This window comes from Bradyrhizobium sp. LB11.1 (genome assembly GCF_040549385.1).
Taxonomy (GTDB): domain Bacteria; phylum Pseudomonadota; class Alphaproteobacteria; order Rhizobiales; family Xanthobacteraceae; genus Bradyrhizobium.
Map to the genome: position 1 here is coordinate 15,621 of NZ_JBEPTH010000019.1, position 16,552 is coordinate 32,172.

16 protein-coding genes are annotated in these 16,552 nt (G+C 62.9%); 11 read left to right on the forward strand and 5 right to left on the reverse strand.

Annotation, left to right across the window (positions count from 1 at the left end; genetic code table 11):
- The first annotated feature begins 163 nt into the window (after positions 1–163).
- The gene (locus tag ABIA96_RS32435) at positions 164–496 is read left to right on the forward strand and encodes a hypothetical protein (protein ID WP_354140987.1); all 333 of its coding nucleotides are present in this window, start codon (positions 164–166) and stop codon (positions 494–496) included.
- Between the two features lie 434 nt (positions 497–930).
- Here ABIA96_RS32435 and ABIA96_RS32440 read toward each other — a convergent pair whose 3' ends face one another.
- Together ABIA96_RS32440 and ABIA96_RS32445 are read right to left on the reverse strand one after the other, a co-directional pair.
- On the reverse strand, positions 931–1,293 hold the full coding sequence (locus tag ABIA96_RS32440; RefSeq protein ID WP_354140988.1) for a hypothetical protein: 363 nt from the start codon (positions 1,291–1,293) through the stop codon (positions 931–933).
- Positions 1,294–1,492: 199 nt separating this feature from the next.
- The gene (locus ABIA96_RS32445) at positions 1,493–1,681 is read right to left on the reverse strand and encodes a hypothetical protein (RefSeq protein WP_354140989.1); all 189 of its coding nucleotides are present in this window, start codon (positions 1,679–1,681) and stop codon (positions 1,493–1,495) included.
- Between the two features lie 670 nt (positions 1,682–2,351).
- Between ABIA96_RS32445 and ABIA96_RS32450 the strand changes: the two genes are divergently transcribed.
- Together ABIA96_RS32450 and ABIA96_RS32455 are read left to right on the forward strand one after the other, a co-directional pair.
- Entirely contained in the window at positions 2,352–3,641 is a 1,290-nt protein-coding gene (locus tag ABIA96_RS32450; protein WP_354140990.1) for a hypothetical protein, read from the forward strand.
- Positions 3,642–4,007: 366 nt separating this feature from the next.
- Positions 4,008–4,199 (forward strand): hypothetical protein, encoded by a 192-nt coding sequence (locus ABIA96_RS32455; protein WP_354140991.1) that lies wholly within the window; start codon positions 4,008–4,010, stop codon positions 4,197–4,199.
- A 75-nt stretch (positions 4,200–4,274) separates the two neighbouring features.
- On the opposite strand, the gene ABIA96_RS32460 is transcribed toward ABIA96_RS32455, so the two are convergent.
- Complete coding sequence (locus tag ABIA96_RS32460; RefSeq protein ID WP_354140992.1) at positions 4,275–4,853, reverse strand: TIGR00645 family protein; 579 nt, start codon at positions 4,851–4,853, stop codon at positions 4,275–4,277.
- Positions 4,854–4,961: 108 nt separating this feature from the next.
- Between ABIA96_RS32460 and ABIA96_RS32465 the strand changes: the two genes are divergently transcribed.
- On the forward strand, positions 4,962–5,249 hold the full coding sequence (locus ABIA96_RS32465) for a hypothetical protein (RefSeq protein ID WP_354140993.1): 288 nt from the start codon (positions 4,962–4,964) through the stop codon (positions 5,247–5,249).
- A gap of 834 nt (positions 5,250–6,083) precedes the next feature.
- Positions 6,084–7,007 carry a septal ring lytic transglycosylase RlpA family protein gene (locus ABIA96_RS32470; RefSeq protein WP_354140994.1) on the forward strand — a complete coding sequence of 308 codons (924 nt, stop codon included), beginning with the start codon at positions 6,084–6,086 and terminating at the stop codon, positions 7,005–7,007.
- Positions 7,008–7,028: 21 nt separating this feature from the next.
- Here the strand turns inward: ABIA96_RS32470 and ABIA96_RS32475 are convergent, their stop codons facing one another.
- Positions 7,029–7,985, reverse strand: coding sequence for an alpha/beta fold hydrolase (locus ABIA96_RS32475; RefSeq protein WP_354140995.1), 957 nt, complete (start codon positions 7,983–7,985; stop codon positions 7,029–7,031).
- A 152-nt stretch (positions 7,986–8,137) separates the two neighbouring features.
- Here ABIA96_RS32475 and ABIA96_RS32480 point away from each other — a divergent pair, with 152 nt between their 5' ends.
- The 6 genes from ABIA96_RS32480 to ABIA96_RS32505 all read left to right on the forward strand — a co-directional run bounded on the left by ABIA96_RS32480 (position 8,138) and on the right by ABIA96_RS32505 (position 14,809).
- A complete protein-coding gene (locus ABIA96_RS32480) occupies positions 8,138–9,400 on the forward strand; it encodes a D-alanyl-D-alanine carboxypeptidase family protein (protein WP_354140996.1) in 1,263 nt (420 codons plus the stop codon).
- 2 nt (positions 9,401–9,402) lie between these two features.
- The gene (gene tmk, locus ABIA96_RS32485) at positions 9,403–10,089 is read left to right on the forward strand and encodes a dTMP kinase (protein WP_354140997.1); all 687 of its coding nucleotides are present in this window, start codon (positions 9,403–9,405) and stop codon (positions 10,087–10,089) included.
- The gene (locus ABIA96_RS32490) at positions 10,086–11,132 is read left to right on the forward strand and encodes a DNA polymerase III subunit delta' (RefSeq protein WP_354140998.1); all 1,047 of its coding nucleotides are present in this window, start codon (positions 10,086–10,088) and stop codon (positions 11,130–11,132) included. Before tmk ends, ABIA96_RS32490 begins: the two co-directional genes overlap by 4 nt.
- Before the next feature lie 109 nt (positions 11,133–11,241).
- On the forward strand, positions 11,242–13,209 hold the full coding sequence (metG, locus tag ABIA96_RS32495) for a methionine--tRNA ligase (protein ID WP_354140999.1): 1,968 nt from the start codon (positions 11,242–11,244) through the stop codon (positions 13,207–13,209).
- Positions 13,210–13,221: 12 nt separating this feature from the next.
- The gene (locus ABIA96_RS32500) at positions 13,222–13,998 is read left to right on the forward strand and encodes a TatD family hydrolase (protein WP_354141000.1); all 777 of its coding nucleotides are present in this window, start codon (positions 13,222–13,224) and stop codon (positions 13,996–13,998) included.
- Between the two features lie 13 nt (positions 13,999–14,011).
- Positions 14,012–14,809, forward strand: a complete 798-nt coding sequence (locus ABIA96_RS32505; RefSeq protein WP_354141001.1) for an MBL fold metallo-hydrolase — start codon at positions 14,012–14,014, stop codon at positions 14,807–14,809.
- Between the two features lie 86 nt (positions 14,810–14,895).
- Here ABIA96_RS32505 and ABIA96_RS32510 read toward each other — a convergent pair whose 3' ends face one another.
- On the reverse strand, positions 14,896–16,542 hold the full coding sequence (locus ABIA96_RS32510) for an acyl-CoA synthetase (RefSeq protein ID WP_354141002.1): 1,647 nt from the start codon (positions 16,540–16,542) through the stop codon (positions 14,896–14,898).
- Positions 16,543–16,552 lie beyond the last annotated feature (10 nt).

Genomic DNA, 16,552 nt, shown 5'->3' on the forward strand with positions numbered 1-16,552 from the left:
GCCGGCCAGTCTTGCTTTAAGCCGGGCGCGAACTCGGCGTGTTGCAGGAGCCGCACAAGCGCTCAGCGTCGTTCAGAGAATTTTTTTCTTTTCGAGGATCAATCGCGAGTTCTGCGGCGCGTCGAACGAGTGGTCCGGTGTGGTCAAGATGTGCTGACGTACGATGCGAAGGAACGTTTCGCAGTTCTATAGTGGCCGCGTCAAACTTGAGTTCATCGGGAACGCCTCCAATACTAACTCAGTGGTGCAGGATTTCATTTCGCGTCGCTACGGGACAGGTACGGCGCCGTTGAATGGAGTGGCGCTCACCGGGTTCGTGCTCGGAACGACGGTCAACGTCTACTTTGCCACGGGAGGCGAGGGCACCACGTTTGCCAACAGCGGGATCATCACAGGCCTCACGCCGGGCACGATCTATTGGTTCAATCTCGGATTAGGAGGCACTTCGGGTCCGGCCTCGGTCAACAACATCGACTGCAGCGCGATGGAGTTTTGACGCGCGTTCACCCGGCCGGAATTTGAAAGTAGATGTACAGCGCCACGGCAAAAAGCGCGCCGACAGTCATATAAAGCTTCTCTCGGTACAACATGGGACGATCATTAGAAGCCGTCCCAAGGTTCCTCAACCAACACTGAGTTGAGCGCAATTGACCTCACGACGGAGATAAAGGGTCATAGCCCAAGCCTCGAATGAGGGCGGCTGCCTGTCCTTGACCTTGATCACGTCTTTTTTCCGGCGCTCGCCGAGTTTTTCCGCGATCGCGCGATCATCGCGGTCTTGGCGCTTACGTGAGACGTTGAAGGGAACCAATCGGATGAACGATGAAATTCTCCGAGGTGATTGATCCAGCTCTCACCTGCTCGATGCCGGCGAGGCCAATGTATTGGACGCCTGCGGCAGCCGGCCTTCCAGCTCTCCTTCGCGGAACATCATGCTGCCCCCTGTAACGGCAGCGCGAGCTGTACATCAAAGCGTCTTGTGGCCTTGGCGGCGATGAAGTCCTGCAGAGCGGCCGGGACGTCGTAGTCGATGCCGGCCGCGCGCTGGGCCAGAGCATTGGCGACGTCGGAAGTGGCGTCGCGCGACCATCCTTCGCTCGCGTTGAAGCACACGATCCGAACCGGATAGGCGTATTGGCCGGAGAGCAGGCCTTGCAGTACGGTTTCGAGATCGGTGTCGGCTTCATCCGTCTCGCGCCAGGCGCAGCCAGCGCGCGCTCCGAAGTCCTCAAGCACCAGATAGACGTCGCGATCCAGACGATCGGCCAGCGCAATTGAAGGCGAGAAACGCATACGCTCACTCCGAAACAGCCGTGCGAAGAGGCGGCCCCGGCGCGCAGGGGGCAAGGGGTATGGGCCGGGGCCGCTCCGCCAGCTCGGGCGGCGAGCCGGCAAGACTCAGACGCTGATACGGCGACCTTGGTTCCTCGCGGCTCCACTCCGTGAAATTGACGGGTGGTCAGCCTGGAAGACTCCGAGGCGCGTCATCGGCTCACTCAGAGGGGCCAAGCGCCAAAGACAGCAGCGATGCCGCCGCCTCAAACAGGAAGTATACCCAAGCCGCCGTCGTCACGAGGATCAATCCGATGAGGAGCGCGGCCGTCACGTTCACCGCCAGGCCGGCCTTGGCTGTCTTACCTGCCGAGATGTCATCCTCGGTCCGCATCCCAAAACCGCTCATAAAATCCCCCGTGGCGAGCGCATGCTCACGGCGGGATAACTCGGCAAACCTGGAAAGTTCCTATCGCCCATGACACTTCGCGCTATTGTGCGTCGCGGGTGTGGAAAAGCAGACTTTCAAAAGTCGCGTCGCAGTCGCGCGTCAGATGCGCGAGCCGGCAGGGCGAGGGCAACAGGGATGGCCGCCCCGACGATCAGGCGTGCGGTCGTCATGGGCGAGGGTCCTGTTGCTTCGTGACCGTCTGAATGAATCACGAGGACTCGCCGAAAATCACCGCTCGTTCGGCCTCTCGTGCATGGTATCCCGCCGGAGCGCCGCCCCTTCCGATAAACTTGCCACGACGGTCCAGCCAGCGCTATAGAGCCCGCCATGGCTCCTTTCGCGCCCAGCCCCGGCTCCGCCAAGAGCGCGTGCTGTTCTCAATCCCGGTTTCCAAGCCCAGCGGACAGTGCACCGCTGAGTTGGTTAGAAATCCACCGCTTTGGGGGAGGTGCTTGCGCGCGTCTTGGGTTGCCATCGCCCTCCGGTTGCACTTGGATGGGCGCCGGGGGCAGGGGGATTTGATGAACGTTGCGCTTTGGACGCTGCTTGCGCTCGTTGTCGCGGGCGGCGCATCGATCCTGGGTTACAGCATCTTCCTCAACAGCCGCTTTGCGGACGGCGACGAGCAATGATGCGAGCGCTGCTGTTCGTCGCAACGGCCGTCACGGTTTGCATTTCTCTGATCTGCGTCGGTGAGGCGTTCCACTACCTCGATATAGTCCCGCGCTTTCACCTGGCTGGCCTCGCGGTCGCACTCGCCGGAACGATTTCGTTCGGCGCGATAGCCTTTGTGATCTTGCGCAAAGCACCGTTCTCGTTTGGCTACGCAGTGTCGTTCGGCTTCTTTTGCGTGATCCTGGGCTATCTGTGGATATCGCCGTTCTCTCGTCTCCAGTACGACCACGCATCGGCGATTGCGTCGGCCTTTACGTCTGGCCTTTTCTTCATATTCGCAGCCAATGCGCGGGCCGTGAAATTGCCGAGGATTGTACTGCCCCTCAAGGTGGCTTCCTGGTTGCCGATCGTCTTCCTTGGTGTCGCTGCGTTGACGATTGCCGCAGGAGCCCGGTACAATTTCCGGCCCGTCTGGATCTCGGATATCTACCAGTTCCGCGATGAACTCGGTTTCCCGGCGCCGGTCCGATACGCTAACGGCATCGTGCTCACGGCGCTGCTACCGTTCTCATTTGCGTGGTTCGTCGAGCGTCGGCGATACGTCCTTGCAGGATTATCTCTGCTGCTGATGGCAGCGTTTTATCCCGTCACGCTGACCAAGTTTTCGATCTTCGCGCCGCTGTGGTTGTGCTTTTTGTTCGCATTGTCGCGTTTCGTCGAAGCGCGGATTGCCGTAATTCTGTCCATCCTTCTGCCGATGAGCGCCGGGCTTGTCTTTCTTGCCATCGATGCCTACCGGGTCGTCCCCGTCTACCACGTCTTCGGCCTTGTGAACTTCAGGATGATTGCCATCCCGTCCATCTCTTTGGACATTTACAATGCCTTCTTTGCCGATCACCCGCACACTTACTTCTGCCAGATCAACATCATTCGCGCGTTTTACGGCTGCCACTATGGGCCGCAACTTGGCGTCGAGATCGCGAATGCTTATCATCTCGGCAACTTCAATGCCTCGCTTTTCTCAATAGAAGGCATCGCATCTGTTGGACTGGCGTGGGCGCCGATTGTCGCTCTTGTATGCGGCATCATAATTGCTGTCGGCACTTCCTCTGGAAGTCATCTTCCCGATAGATTCATTCTTCTTTCGTCCTGCATTGTGGTGCAGGCACTGATCAATGTGCCGCTAGCAACAGTGCTGCTGTCACATGGGCTGGGGCTGCTTTTCGTTCTTTGGTATCTGACCCCCGCAGCCGGGCTTGCAACGGCCGACTCACCGACGGTCCTCAAAACTCCATCGCCGTGAAGGTCGGGGGGTGAACTCCGCCGGACGCGTCACCCGGAAAGCGCTCCCCGTCAGATGGTTGACTGAGAGTCGTTTCGGAATAGTAGCATTGTGCCACTGTTTTGCCCGACGTGTCAAAGGCATTGTGCAGCCGCCGATAGCATTGAGCTCTTAACGCATTGAGCTCTTCAAGCATTGAGCTCTTGGGGGCCTGCCTACTGTGCATGGGGTTGTTTTCGATCTTTTGGCGGGCACATGCAGCCGGAACGGCCGCGACCGTCTGCGCCGCGCTGCCAAGAGCCTGAACAGGCGAGCATTTCGGTTTGACCCGATCTGCTCGACTGGAACGCCGGTGGAACCTTTTCCTCTCCGCCGTGTTATCTCGCCATGACAGAAGATCTTTCCTTCCGACGTAAGCCCTTGACCACTGAACAGCGCCAGGCGCGCGATGCTGGACGCCGCATCGAGGCGGAAAAAGCCATGCGCGACCACGAGGCCGCGCAGAAGGCGTTTTATGAGAATCGAGAACGGCTGAGGGCCGAGCGGCTGGCCCGTGAGGCGGCCGCGGCCAAAGTCTGACGTTCAACAGGACCGACCGGTCAGGCCTGACCGGTCGGGCTAGGCCGCATCGCGCCAAGCCAGCGATTGATCACTTCACTCGGTCTGCTTGCGCGAGGCTGCGTCGCTGAACCTGTCGACGAACACGATCCCGATCGCCGAGGCCACGAAGGTGATGTGGATCAGAACCTGCCACATCACGCCGCTCTCGGTGAAGCTGGCGCGGCCCGAGCCGAGATTGCCGGCCTCGATGAAGGTGCGCAGCAGCGCGATCGAGGAGATGCCGATGATCGCCATCGCGAGCTTGATCTTGAGCACACTGGCGTTGACGTGGCCGAGCCATTCCGGTTCGTCGGGATGGCCCTGGAGGTCGAGCCGCGAGACGAAGGTCTCGTAGCCGCCGACGATCACCATCACCAGCAGGTTGGAGATCATCACGACGTCGATCAGCGCCAGCACGCTCATCATGATCTCCTGCTCGGTGAAGTCGAGCGCATGCGATGCGAGGTGCCAGAGCTCCTTGAGAAACAGCACGATGTAAACGCATTGCGCCACGATCAGGCCGAGATAGAGCGGCAGCTGCAGCCAACGCGAACCGAAGATGATCATCGGCAACAAGCCGAGCCGCGGCACGGGCGGGCGGGGTCCGGTCGTGGTTTCTGGCTCAATTGACATGCAGATCGCATCCACGCATCGAGTTGTCTCGCTATCCTGTAACCCGGCCAGATGGCCGGCGGAAGACGTGACCGTGCTATCGTGCGGCTTGATTGGGGGGGCTGGCAGATGTCTCGCAGCTTTGGCTGGGCGCTTGGGACGATTGTGATCGCGGCCGCGATGGTGCTGGACGCCGGCGCGGCCCAGGTGTCCGCGACGCCGCTGACGCCGTTCTGCTATGAGGCGCAGGCCCAGCGCCATTGCCCCGGTGACAAGGTGGTGTGGCTGGATTTCAGGAAGGGCGTCTACTATCGCAAGGGCCAGAAGCTCTATGGCCAGGGCTTTGATGGCAGCTTCGTCTGCCAGACTGAAGCGCGCGACAGCCTCTATCGCAGATCGCCGCTGGGCTTGCGCTGAGCGGCGTGGGCTAGACGGCCAGTCCGCTAGTTCTGGTTCGGCAGCTTCCTCGTTGGTGATGGCCTCGTGAAAATGAGTCGAGGCGCCGACGCGGAAATTCAATCAACTAAAGGGGAGCGAGTTCACCCTGCATGCTGCGCCGCGGCAGCGGAGCGCTCTGAAGATACGAAGTGATGATTAGCCGAAGGCCAGGGCAACGAGGCCCGAGCAGAGCAGGACCAGACCGCCTGCGGTCAGTGCCAGAAAGCCGTCGGATACGAGGTCATGTTTGCGCATGGGACACCTGCTGCTCTCGTCTTCGATGCTCGACCGGATTGATTAAAATTGTCCGAACGTGCCGTCATGAAGAGGTGATGCAATGTCGCCCGCGCGAGCGCCTTCAGGCTCTCGTGCGGTAGCCTTCAAACGCATGGGCCAGGAAGATCCCCGCGCTTACCAGACCCATCAGTGCCGAAACCGTCTCGATCATCGTTAAATTCCAATCCCGCCCCTGCACGCGAGACAACGCGGGCGGCCTTGCACAGTCAAAAGAATTCCGGTGAAGCCGGCGACAATGGGGGTGGAGTGAGCTTTTGGCGCAACAGCTTGTGCAGGACTGGCACAGAGGAGGCGGAGCCGACACCCTCGCGCCCCGAAGATCAACGGAGAATGCCAAACGTCCTGTTTACCATCCCAGCGCGAACGTTGTGGGCTCCCCATTTCCGCCGTGTTCGGGTTGCGTTATCGTTACCGCCTCTGAGACGGTGGTGGGCCGCCTCGGAGCTTAAGGTCCGGAAGGCGCCCCCGTAGGCAAGCGGGTTGGGTCCGTCTCCGGCGAAATGGTATTTGGGGCGAATGGGGATCCGACGGTCAGATTCGGTGGTGCGGGCCGCGCGGTGCGTGGCGGCGGTCGCCACTTGCCTAGCGCTCGCCAATTGCGCCTCGTCCAACAAGTTCGCCAGCCGGCTCGATCCCAAATACGGCGTGTCCTCGAGTCCGCGAGTCGTGGCCTTCGGTGATCCGGTCCCCAAGGGCGGCGGCACCTATCGCGTCGGCAAGCCCTATGTGGTTGCGGGCCGGACCTACGTGCCGGAGGAGGACGTCAACTACCGCGCCGAGGGCATGGCGTCCTGGTACGGCGACGATTTCCATGGCCGGCAGACCGCCAATGGCGAAGTGTTCGACATGGGCTCGCTGACAGCGGCGCATCCGACCCTGCCGATGCCGTCCTATGCGCGGGTGACCAACCTGTCCAACGGCAAGTCGCTGATCGTCCGCGTCAACGATCGCGGGCCCTATCACGGCAACCGCCTGATCGACGTCTCGAACAAGGCCGCTGAACTGCTCGAATTCAAAGGCAATGGCGTCGCCAGGGTCCGCGTCGAATATGTCGGCCGGGCGCCGCTCGAAGGCTCCGACGACCGTCAGTTGATGGCGACCTTGCGCACCGGCGTTCCGGCGCCGTCGCCCTCGATGGTCCGGGTCGCCTCGGCGAGGCCTTTCGTGCCCGAGCTGTCATCGAGCCGTGGCGCCATCCGTGGCGAAGTCCCGATGCCGGAAGGGCGCCCCTACAGCCTCGGCAACACCTCAGCCGATGTTGCTTCGATCAACGCCACCTCGGAGATGTCGGCCTCGAGCCGCAGCCGGGGCCGAGCGCTCCAGAACGTCCGGCAAGTGTCCTATGGCGCGGATGGGCGCTACGCCGCTGATAGCGCTCCCGAGGCCTCCGACGGCGCAGCCGAGGCCCGCAGCATCCTGACCGGCCGCGGCCTTTATTGATCCCGAGATAATTGGCGCCGCCTAGCGCGACGCCGCCTCGCGCAGGAATTTCACCAGCGCGGCGTTGACCTCGTCGGGCCGCTCCTGCTGCACCCAATGGCCAGCGCCATCGATGATCAGTTTGCGCCTGAGATTGGGCAGCACGCGCTCCAGTTCGTTGACGCGCTTGGCGCCGATCAGGCCAGTGATGACGGCATCCTGCGCACCGGCGATGAAGAGGGAGGGTTGGTGGATCTGCGCGTCCTGCCAAGGCGCGGTCAGCTCCCAATTGCGATCGAGGTTGCGATACCAGTTCAGCCCGCCGCGGAAGCCGGATTTGCGGAAGCTTTCGGTGAAATGTGCGAGATCGTCCTCGCTCAGCCACGCCGGCAGAGGCTCCTCGTCGGTGGCATGGCCGAGAAAGCCCTTGCCCTCCTGAACGAACATCGCGGCGCTTGGATCGGCAAGTCCGCGCCCGCCAAGCACGATGCGCATGGTGCGGGCGACGTCATGTTCGAACTCGGCTTCTGCGACACCATGCGCCTGGAAATACTGCCAGTAGAAATTGGTGATGCCGCCCTGCCGCAAGAGTTCGAGTGGCCTGCCGCGCCCGCGAAATGGCGGCGGCACGCTCAGGCCCGCAACGGCCGTGAAGATATCCGGACGGAACAGCGCAGCATGCCATGCGACCGGTGCGCCCCAGTCGTGGCCGACCACCATCGCCTTGGTCGCGCCGAGCGCCTTCACCAGGCCGACGACGTCGCCGACAAGATCGAAGATCGAATAGGCGACCGCGTCAGACGGCGCTGTGCTCTGGCCGTAGCCGCGCATGTCGGGGGCCACGACGCGAAAGCCGGCAGCCGCGAGCGCCGGGATCTGGTGCCGCCAGGAATAGGATAGTTCCGGCCAACCATGGCACAGCACCACCAGCGGCCCCTGACCGGCCTCGCGGATGAAGAGGTCGATCCCGTTGGCCTTGATCACGCGGGTGCTGGACATCGCTTTTCCGCCTTGTTTCAGGGGTTTGGTCGAGAAACATGAGGAGCCACGATAGGGACGCGACGAGAATCGTGCAATCTCCGGGGCAGCACCGATCCTCGTGTTGTTCGCACCGGTTCCAACTGTTAGAACGCCGCTCTCAGGGCTTCGCCATGGCATTTCGTCTCATCTCGCTCCGTCATACCGGATTCTCGGCCGGAGCACTGGCGCGCGGGCTGGGCGCGGTGGCGCTCGCCGTGAGCCTCAGCTGGGGCGGGGTGATCTACGCCGCCAACCAGAGCGTCCAGGGCGCCAAGAAGACCGAGGATGTCGGCTTCGACGGCGACGCCCCCACCGCGATTCTGATCGAGGCCTCCAGCGGCAGCGTGCTGTTCGAGAAGAACGCTGACGAACTGCGTGCGCCCTCCAGCATGATGAAGCTCGTGACCGCCGAAGTCGTGTTCAGCGCGATCAAGAAGGGCGACGTCAAGCTGACTGACGAATACCGGATCAGCGAGAACGCCTGGCGCAAAGGCGGCGCGCCCTCCGGTGGCTCGACTATGTTCGCGGCCATCAACAGCAAGGTCTCGGTCGATGACCTCCTGCACGGCGCAATCATCCAGAGCGGCAATGACGCCTGCATCGCGCTCGCCGAAGGCATCGCCGGCAATGAGCGGATCTTTGCATCCGACTTCATGACCAAGCGCGCCCGCGAGCTCGGTATGACCAAATCGACCTTCGGCAATTCCAACGGCTTGCCCGATCCCGGTAACAAGATGACGGTGCGCGAGCTCGGCATCCTTGCCCGGCATATCGTCCTGGACTTCCCCGAATTCTACAAACTGTTCGGCGAGAAGGAGTTCACCTGGAACAAGATCCGCCAGCCCAACCGCAATCCTCTGCTCAATTCGATGGAAGGCGCTGACGGCCTGAAGACCGGCTACACCAAGGAAGGCGGCTACGGCATGGTCGGCTCGGCCGTGCAGAACGGCACGCGACTGATCGTCGTCGTCAACGGGCTCGAAGATGTTGAGGACCGCGCCACGGAAGCCAAGAAGATGCTCGAATGGGGTTTTCGCAATTTCGAGACCCGCACGCTGATCGCGGCCGACCAGCCGGTCGGCTACGCCAAGGTGTTTGGCGGCGATAGCCGCTCGGTGAAGCTCGTTGCGAAAGAGCCGGTGAAGGTGATGGTGCACAAGAGCGGCGGCGACAAGCTGATCGCGCGCGTCGTCTATAGCGGTCCGGTGCGTGCGCCGATCGTGGCCGGCCAGCAGGTTGGCGTTGTCAAGGTCTGGCGCGGCGGCAATATCGCGGTGGAAACGCCGGTCTATGCGGCCGAGGCGATCGGCACCGGCTCGACTGTGCGGCGCGCGGTCGACGGCGCCAGTGAGCTCGTGATCGGCATGTTCCGCGCAGGCGCCGAGAAGCTCTGATCATGAGTGAGACCACGGGACAGCGGCCGTCCGGACGCGGACGCTTCATCACCTTTGAAGGCGGCGAGGGGACGGGCAAATCGACCCAGATCAAGAAGCTGGCCGACCGTCTTGGTGCAGCCAAGCTGCGGACCCTTGTCACGCGTGAGCCCGGCGGCTCGCCGGGTGCCGAGATCATGCGCCATCTGGTGCTGTCGGGGATGGGCAAGCTGTTGGGGCCTGAAGCGGAGACGTTGCTATTTGCCGCCGCGCGCGACGACCATGTCCGCACCGTGATCGCGCCCGCGCTCGATCAGGGCACTTGGGTCCTCTGCGATCGTTTCGCCGACTCCACGCGCGCCTATCAGGGCAGCCTCGGCAGCGTGCCCGCCGGGCTGATCAACGCGATGCAACGGGTCACGATCGGCGATCTCAAGCCGGACCTCACCATCATACTCGACCTGCCGGTCGAGATCGGCTTGGCACGCGCGGCGGCGCGGCGCGGCAGCGGCACGCCTGACAGGTTCGAAGGCGAGAAGCTCGCCTTCCATCAGGGCCTGCGGGAGGCCTATCGCAAAATCGCGGCGGATGATCCCGCGCGCTGCGTGCTGATCGACGCCAATTCCGATCCTGATACGGTGGCCGGCCGCGTCTGGACCGTGCTGCGCGACCGTCTCCTACCGACGCCAGCCTCGGTGGTCTCAGCATGAGCCCGCGTCAGGTCGAGCGTGAATCCGCCATGCCGCATCCACGCGAGACGAGCCTTCTGTTCGGCCATCGCGAGGCCGAGACCGCGTTGCTCGCGGCCTATCGGAGCGGGCGGATCCCGCATGCTTGGCTGATCGGGGGGCCGCAGGGCATCGGCAAGGCGACGCTGGCCTATCGCATGGCGCGGTTCGTGCTCGCTCACGGCCAGCCGTTGGCGCCATCGGTGCAGAGTGCCGAGAACCTCGCGATTGATCCTGATGACGGCGTGGCGCGGCAGGTGGCGGCGAGCTCGCATGGCGGCCTGCTGACGCTGGAGCGCACTGCCAACGACCGCGGCGTGATGCGCACCGTCATCACCGTGGACGAGACACGCGAGACAATCGCGTTCTTCGGATCCACGGCCGCCGCCGAAGGTTGGCGCGTTTGCATCGTCGACACAGTCGACGAACTCAATCCAAATGCGGCTAACGCGCTGCTGAAAATTCTCGAGGAACCGCCGCAGAAATCACTGTTCCTCCTGGTGAGCCACGCACCCGCACGCGTACTCGCCACGATTCAGTCGCGTTGCCGCAAGCTGCGCTTGCGCTCGCTCACGACCGACGAGGTGATTGCCGCAGCCGCCACAGCCGCCGACCTTGCTCCGACGGACCTGGCACTGCGCGAGGCGGCGGAAGCCTCCGAGGGCAGCGTTGCACGGGCACTGACGCTGCTTGGCGGCGACGCGCTCAAACTTCAGCAGCGCACGGCAGCACTGCTGGCCCGCTTGCCGCAGGTCGATCCACGCGAATTGCACACGCTCGGTGAATCCCTCGGCACCAGCGACCGCGTCGCGCTCGCAGCCTTCATCGACGGCATCGATCGCTGGATCGCCGAACGCCTGCATGCGGACGAGGCCAATGCCAACCAGAACCTGCTGCGCCTTGCGCGCCTAGCTGAGGTATGGGAAAAGATCGTCCGCGCCGCGCGCGACACCGAAACCTACAATCTGGAGCGAAAGCCCTTGGTTTTCTCGGTGTTCGGCTGGCTGGCGGACGCAACACGCTAGAGCATGATCCGGAAAAGTGCGGAGCGGTTTTCCGAAAAGATCATGCTTAAAACGATAACCTAACGCAAATTCGTTTCCAAATTTCGAGAAGCCGGTAAAGGAATTCGTCGTGGCAACACGAGCTAAGAAGACCACGAAGGGTAAGAGCAGCAAGAAGAAGGCTGCCAAGAAGGCCGCGAAGAAGGCTGTGAAGGCGCTCGCGCGCAAAGGGGCCAAGAAGGTCAAGAAGACCAGAAAGGCGGCCGGCAAGAAAAGCGTAAAGAAGAGCGCTGCGAAGACGACCAAGAAGGCTGCGAAGAAGCAGGTTGTCGCGAAGAAAGCCGCGGCGAAGAAGACCGCCAGAAAAACTGCTAAGCCTCCGGCGAAGAAGGTGGCCAAGAAGGCGAGGGTGATCGCGCCCGCCGTGATCGCCACACCCGCGCCTGTCGTCGTTCCGCCGAAGGCTGTGAAGCCCAAGGTCTCGAAACCCACGGCGTCGCCTGCGCCGAAGCCGGTGGCTGCATCAAAGGCCACGGAGTCCGCTGCCGTGCCTGCGCGCGACAACGTCTTCTACATCACGACCGCGATCGCCTATCCCAACGGTGTCCCGCATATCGGCCACGCCTATGAGGCGATCGCGACCGACGTGCTGGCGCGCTTCGCGCGGCTCGATGGCAAGGACGTGTTCTTCCTGACCGGCACCGACGAGCACGGTTTGAAGATGGTCCAGACCGCACAAAACGAGGGCCTGACACCCGCCGCACTCGCAACCCGCAACGCTGCGCGCTTCAAGGAGATGGACGAGCGGCTGAACGTGTCGTTCGACCGTTTCATCCGTACTACCGAGGAGCAGCACCATCGTTCGACCCAGGAAATCTGGCGGCGCATGGAAGCGAACGGCGACATCTACGCCGACACCTACGCCGGCTGGTATTCCGTACGTGATGAGGCCTATTACGCCGAAGACGAGACGCGCCTGAACGATGATGGCGTGCGGCTGGGACCGCAGGGCACGCCGGTCGAATGGGTCGAGGAGAAGAGCTATTTCTTCCGCCTCTCGGCCTATCAGGACAAACTGCTCAAGCTCTACACGGATCGTCCCGATTTCATCGGGCCTGACTCCCGCAGGAACGAGGTGGTGAGCTTCGTCAAGGGCGGCCTGCGCGATCTCTCGATCTCGCGCACCACGTTCGACTGGGGCGTCAAGGTGCCCGGCGACGAAGAGCACGTGATGTATGTCTGGGTCGACGCGCTGACCAACTACATCACCGGCGTCGGCTTCCCCGACGAGAGCGACAACAACTGGCGCTACTGGCCGGCCGACGTGCACATCATCGGCAAGGACATCATCCGTTTTCACGCGGTGTACTGGCCGGCGTTCCTGATGTCGGCCGGAATTCCCGTGCAGAAGCGGGTCTATGCCCACGGCTTCCTGTTCAACAGGGGCGAGAAGATGTCGAAGTCAGTCGGCAATGTTGTTGATCCCTTCAATCTCGCCGACCAGTATGGCGTCGACCAGATGCGCTATTTCTTCCTGCGCGAGGTGCCATTCGGCCAGGACGGCAACTACAACCACGAGGCCATCGTCGCGCGCATCAACGCCGATCTCGCCAACGATCTCGGCAATCTCGCGCAGCGCTCGCTGTCGATGATCGCCAAACAGCTCGGCGGCGTCCTGCCGGAGCCCGGCGCGTTCAGCGACAACGACAAGGCGATCATGGCGATGGCCGACGGCATGATTGCCGCGTCGCGCGAGGCCATGGCGACGCAGCAGATCCATCACTGGCTCAACGCCGTGTGGGCCGTGGTCGCGGAGGCCAACCGCTATTTCGCGGGCGAGGCGCCGTGGGCGTTGGCCAAGACCGATCCTGCGCGGCAGAAGACGGTGCTCTACGTCACCGCCGAGGTCGTGCGCCAGATCGCGATCCTGGCCCAGCCGGCGATGCCGATCGCATCAAGCTTGCTGCTCGACAGCCTCGGCGTTCCCGCAGACGAGCGCAACTTCGCCGTGCTCGGCGGCGACAGGCGGATTGCGCCGGGCTCGACGCTGCCGGCGCCGACGCCGGCGTTCCCGCGCTACATTGAGCCCGTGACCTGAGGCGTTTGCACGATGCTGGTCGACAGTCACTGTCATCTGGATTTTCCTGATTTTGCGGAAGATCTCGACGGGATCGTGTGGCGTGCACGCGCGGCCGGGATCGGCCGCATGGTCACGATCTCGACGCGGGTGCGAAGGCTCGATCAGCTGCTCGCCATCGCGGAGCGCTTCGACGACGTCTATTGCTCGGTGGGCACTCATCCGCACAACGCGGATGAGGAAGACGGCATCTCGCCGGATGAGCTGATCGCGCTGACGCAGCATCCCAAGGTCGTCGCGCTCGGCGAAGCCGGGCTCGACTATTTCTACGACGACGGCTCGCCGGAGGCGCAGGCGAGGGGCTTTCGTGCCCACATCGGGGCGGCCCGTGCGACCGGCCTTCCGCTGGTGATCCACACCCGTGACGCCGACGAGGATTGCGCCCGCATCCTGGAAGAGGAGGCGGCCAAGGGATCGTTCCGCGCCGTGCTGCATTGTTACACCGGCGGACGCGAGCTGGCGCTTAAGGCGGTGTCGCTCGGGCTCCATATCGGCTTCACGGGCATCCTGACCTTCAAGAAGTCGGATGCCTTGCGCGCGCTCGCGGCCGAACTGCCGTCCGATCGTATTCTGGTTGAAACAGACTCGCCCTACCTTGCGCCGGGCAAGTTCCGGGGCAAGCGCAACGAGCCGGCCTATGTGGTCGAGGTCGCCAAGGTGCTGGCCGAGACGCGCGGCGTGTCGCTTGAGGAGATCTCACGCCAGACGAGCGAAAACTTCTTCCGCCTGTTCTCGAAGGTGAAAGCTTAGGACTGGGAGCCGCATGACGCTGACGCTGACGATCCTGGGCTGCGGCTCCTCCGCCGGCGTGCCGCGCCCGGCGCTCGGCTGGGGCGCCTGCGATCCCAACAACCCGAAGAACCGCCGCCGCCGGTGCTCCCTGCTGGTCGAACAGACTTCGCACCACGGCACGACGCGCATCGTGATCGATACTTCGCCGGATCTGCGCGAGCAATTGATCTCGACCGACGTCGGCCACATCGACGCCGTGTTCCTCACGCACGAACATGCCGACCAGACCCACGGCATGGACGATCTGCGCTCGGTCGTGATCCATATGCGCAAGCGCATTCCGGTCTACTTCAACCAGTCGACCGCCAAGGACATCATGGCGCGGTTCTCCTATTGCTTCATCTCGCCGGAGGGCAGCGACTATCCGCCGATCCTGACTCGGCATTCGATCGAGGCCGGCGGGAGCCAAATCATCAGCGGCAAGGGCGGGGACGTGACCATGACCGCCTTCCTGGTCCAGCACGGCAACATCCCCGCGCTCGGCTATCGCATCGGCAATGCTGCCTACACGCCCGATCTCAACGACATCCCGCCCGAGAGTTTTGGCGCCCTGGAGAACCTCGATCTTTGGATCGTCGATGGCCTGCGCTACACCGGCCATCCCAGCCATTTCAGCATCAACGACGCGCTGTCCTGGATCGAGCGGTTCAAGCCGAAGCGCGCGGTCATCACCAACATGACGGCCGACGTCGATTACGAGGTGATTCGGCAATCGCTGCCCGCCAGTGTAGTGCCGGCCTATGACAACCTGCGCATCGAGACATACTGAGCGCGCCTACCAAGCGTAGCGCACCGCGGCTTTGCCGATGTAGGCGCGCACCAAGCTCGACAGCTCGTGTCTGAAATCGGAGCCACTCAGGCCGAAATCGCCTTGGCCGAGCCGACCTCGTTGCGCAGCAGGAATTTCTGGATCTTTCCCGTCGACGTCTTCGGGATCGGCCCGAACACCACCGCCTTCGGGGTCTTGAAGCCGCTCATATGCGTGCGGCAGAAGGCGATGATGTCGGCCTCGGTCGCGCTGGCGCCATCCTTCAGTTCAACGAAGGCGCAGGGCACTTCGCCCCATTTCGAATCGGGCTTGGCGACCACGGCGGCGAACAGTACGGCCGGGTGCTTGTAGAGGATGTCTTCGACCTCGACGGAGGAAACGTTCTCGCCGCCCGAGATGATGATGTCCTTGGAGCGATCCTTGATGGTGACGTAGCCATGTTCGTCGAGCACGCCGAGATCGCCGGTGTGAAACCAGCCGCCTTGGAAAGCTTCCTTCGTCGCCTTCTGGTTCTTGAGATAGCCCTTCATCACGATGTTGCCGCGGAACATGACTTCGCCAATGGTCTCGTTGTCGCGCGGCACCTCCTGCATGGTCTGCGGATCGATGACGGTGACGCCTTCCTCGAGCGGATACGGCACGCCCTGCCGGCGTTTCATGCGCGCGCGCTCGGCGGCAGGAAGCTCGTCCCAACCAGGCTGCTCGGCGCAGACGGAGGCGGGGCCGTAGACTTCGGTCAGGCCGTAAACATGCGTCAGCTTGATGCCGATGTTCTCCGCGCCTTCCAGCACCGCGACCGGCGGCGCGGCGCCCGCGATCAGGCCAACGACACGGCGGGCCGCGCTGCCTTTGGGGGCATCGGGGGCATTGATCAGCGTGTTGTAGACGATCGGCGCGCCGCACATGTGGGTGACGCCGTGCTGCCTGATCAGCTCGAAGATTTTCGTCGGCTCGACCTTGCGCAGGCAGACATTGATGCCGGCGGCCGCCGCGATCGTCCACGGAAAGCACCAGCCGTTGCAGTGAAACATCGGCAGCGTCCAGAGATAGACTGGATGCTGGCCGAGTTGGCCTGCGAGGATATTGCTGACGGCGTTGAGGTAGGCGCCGCGATGATGAGTGACGACGCCCTTGGGATTGCCCGTGGTGCCCGACGTGTAGCTCAGCGCGATCGCATCCCACTCGTCGCTCGGTGCGATCGCCGCAAAATTCGGATCGCCTTGCGCGAGGGCCGCTTCATATTCGATCTCGCCGATGCGCTTGCCGCCTTTGAAAGCGGCATCGTCGACGTCGATCACGAACGGTTTTGGCCCGGTCATTTGCGCGAGCGCGTCGGTGATGACGCCCGAAAATTCCGGATCGACCAGAATGATCCTGGCGCCGCCATGGTCGAGCTGGAATGCGATGGAAGGCGCATCGAGGCGGATGTTGAGCGCATTGAGCACGGCGCCTGTCATAGGCACAGCGAAGTGCGCCTCGTTCATCGCCGCAATGTTCGGCAGCATTGCCGCGATGGTATCGCCTACGCCGATGCCCTTGCCGACAAGATAGGAGGCAAAGCGCTTGCAGCGCTCATGCGTCTGGGCCCATGTGAAGCTGCGGCCTTCGTAGACCGTGCTGACGTGATCCGGATATACGGCCGCGCTGCGCGCGAGGAAGCTCAGCGGCGACAGCGGCACGTAGTTGGCGGGGGTCTTGTCGAGGCCGACGTTGTACTGGTTCTGTCCACTCATCGACACACTC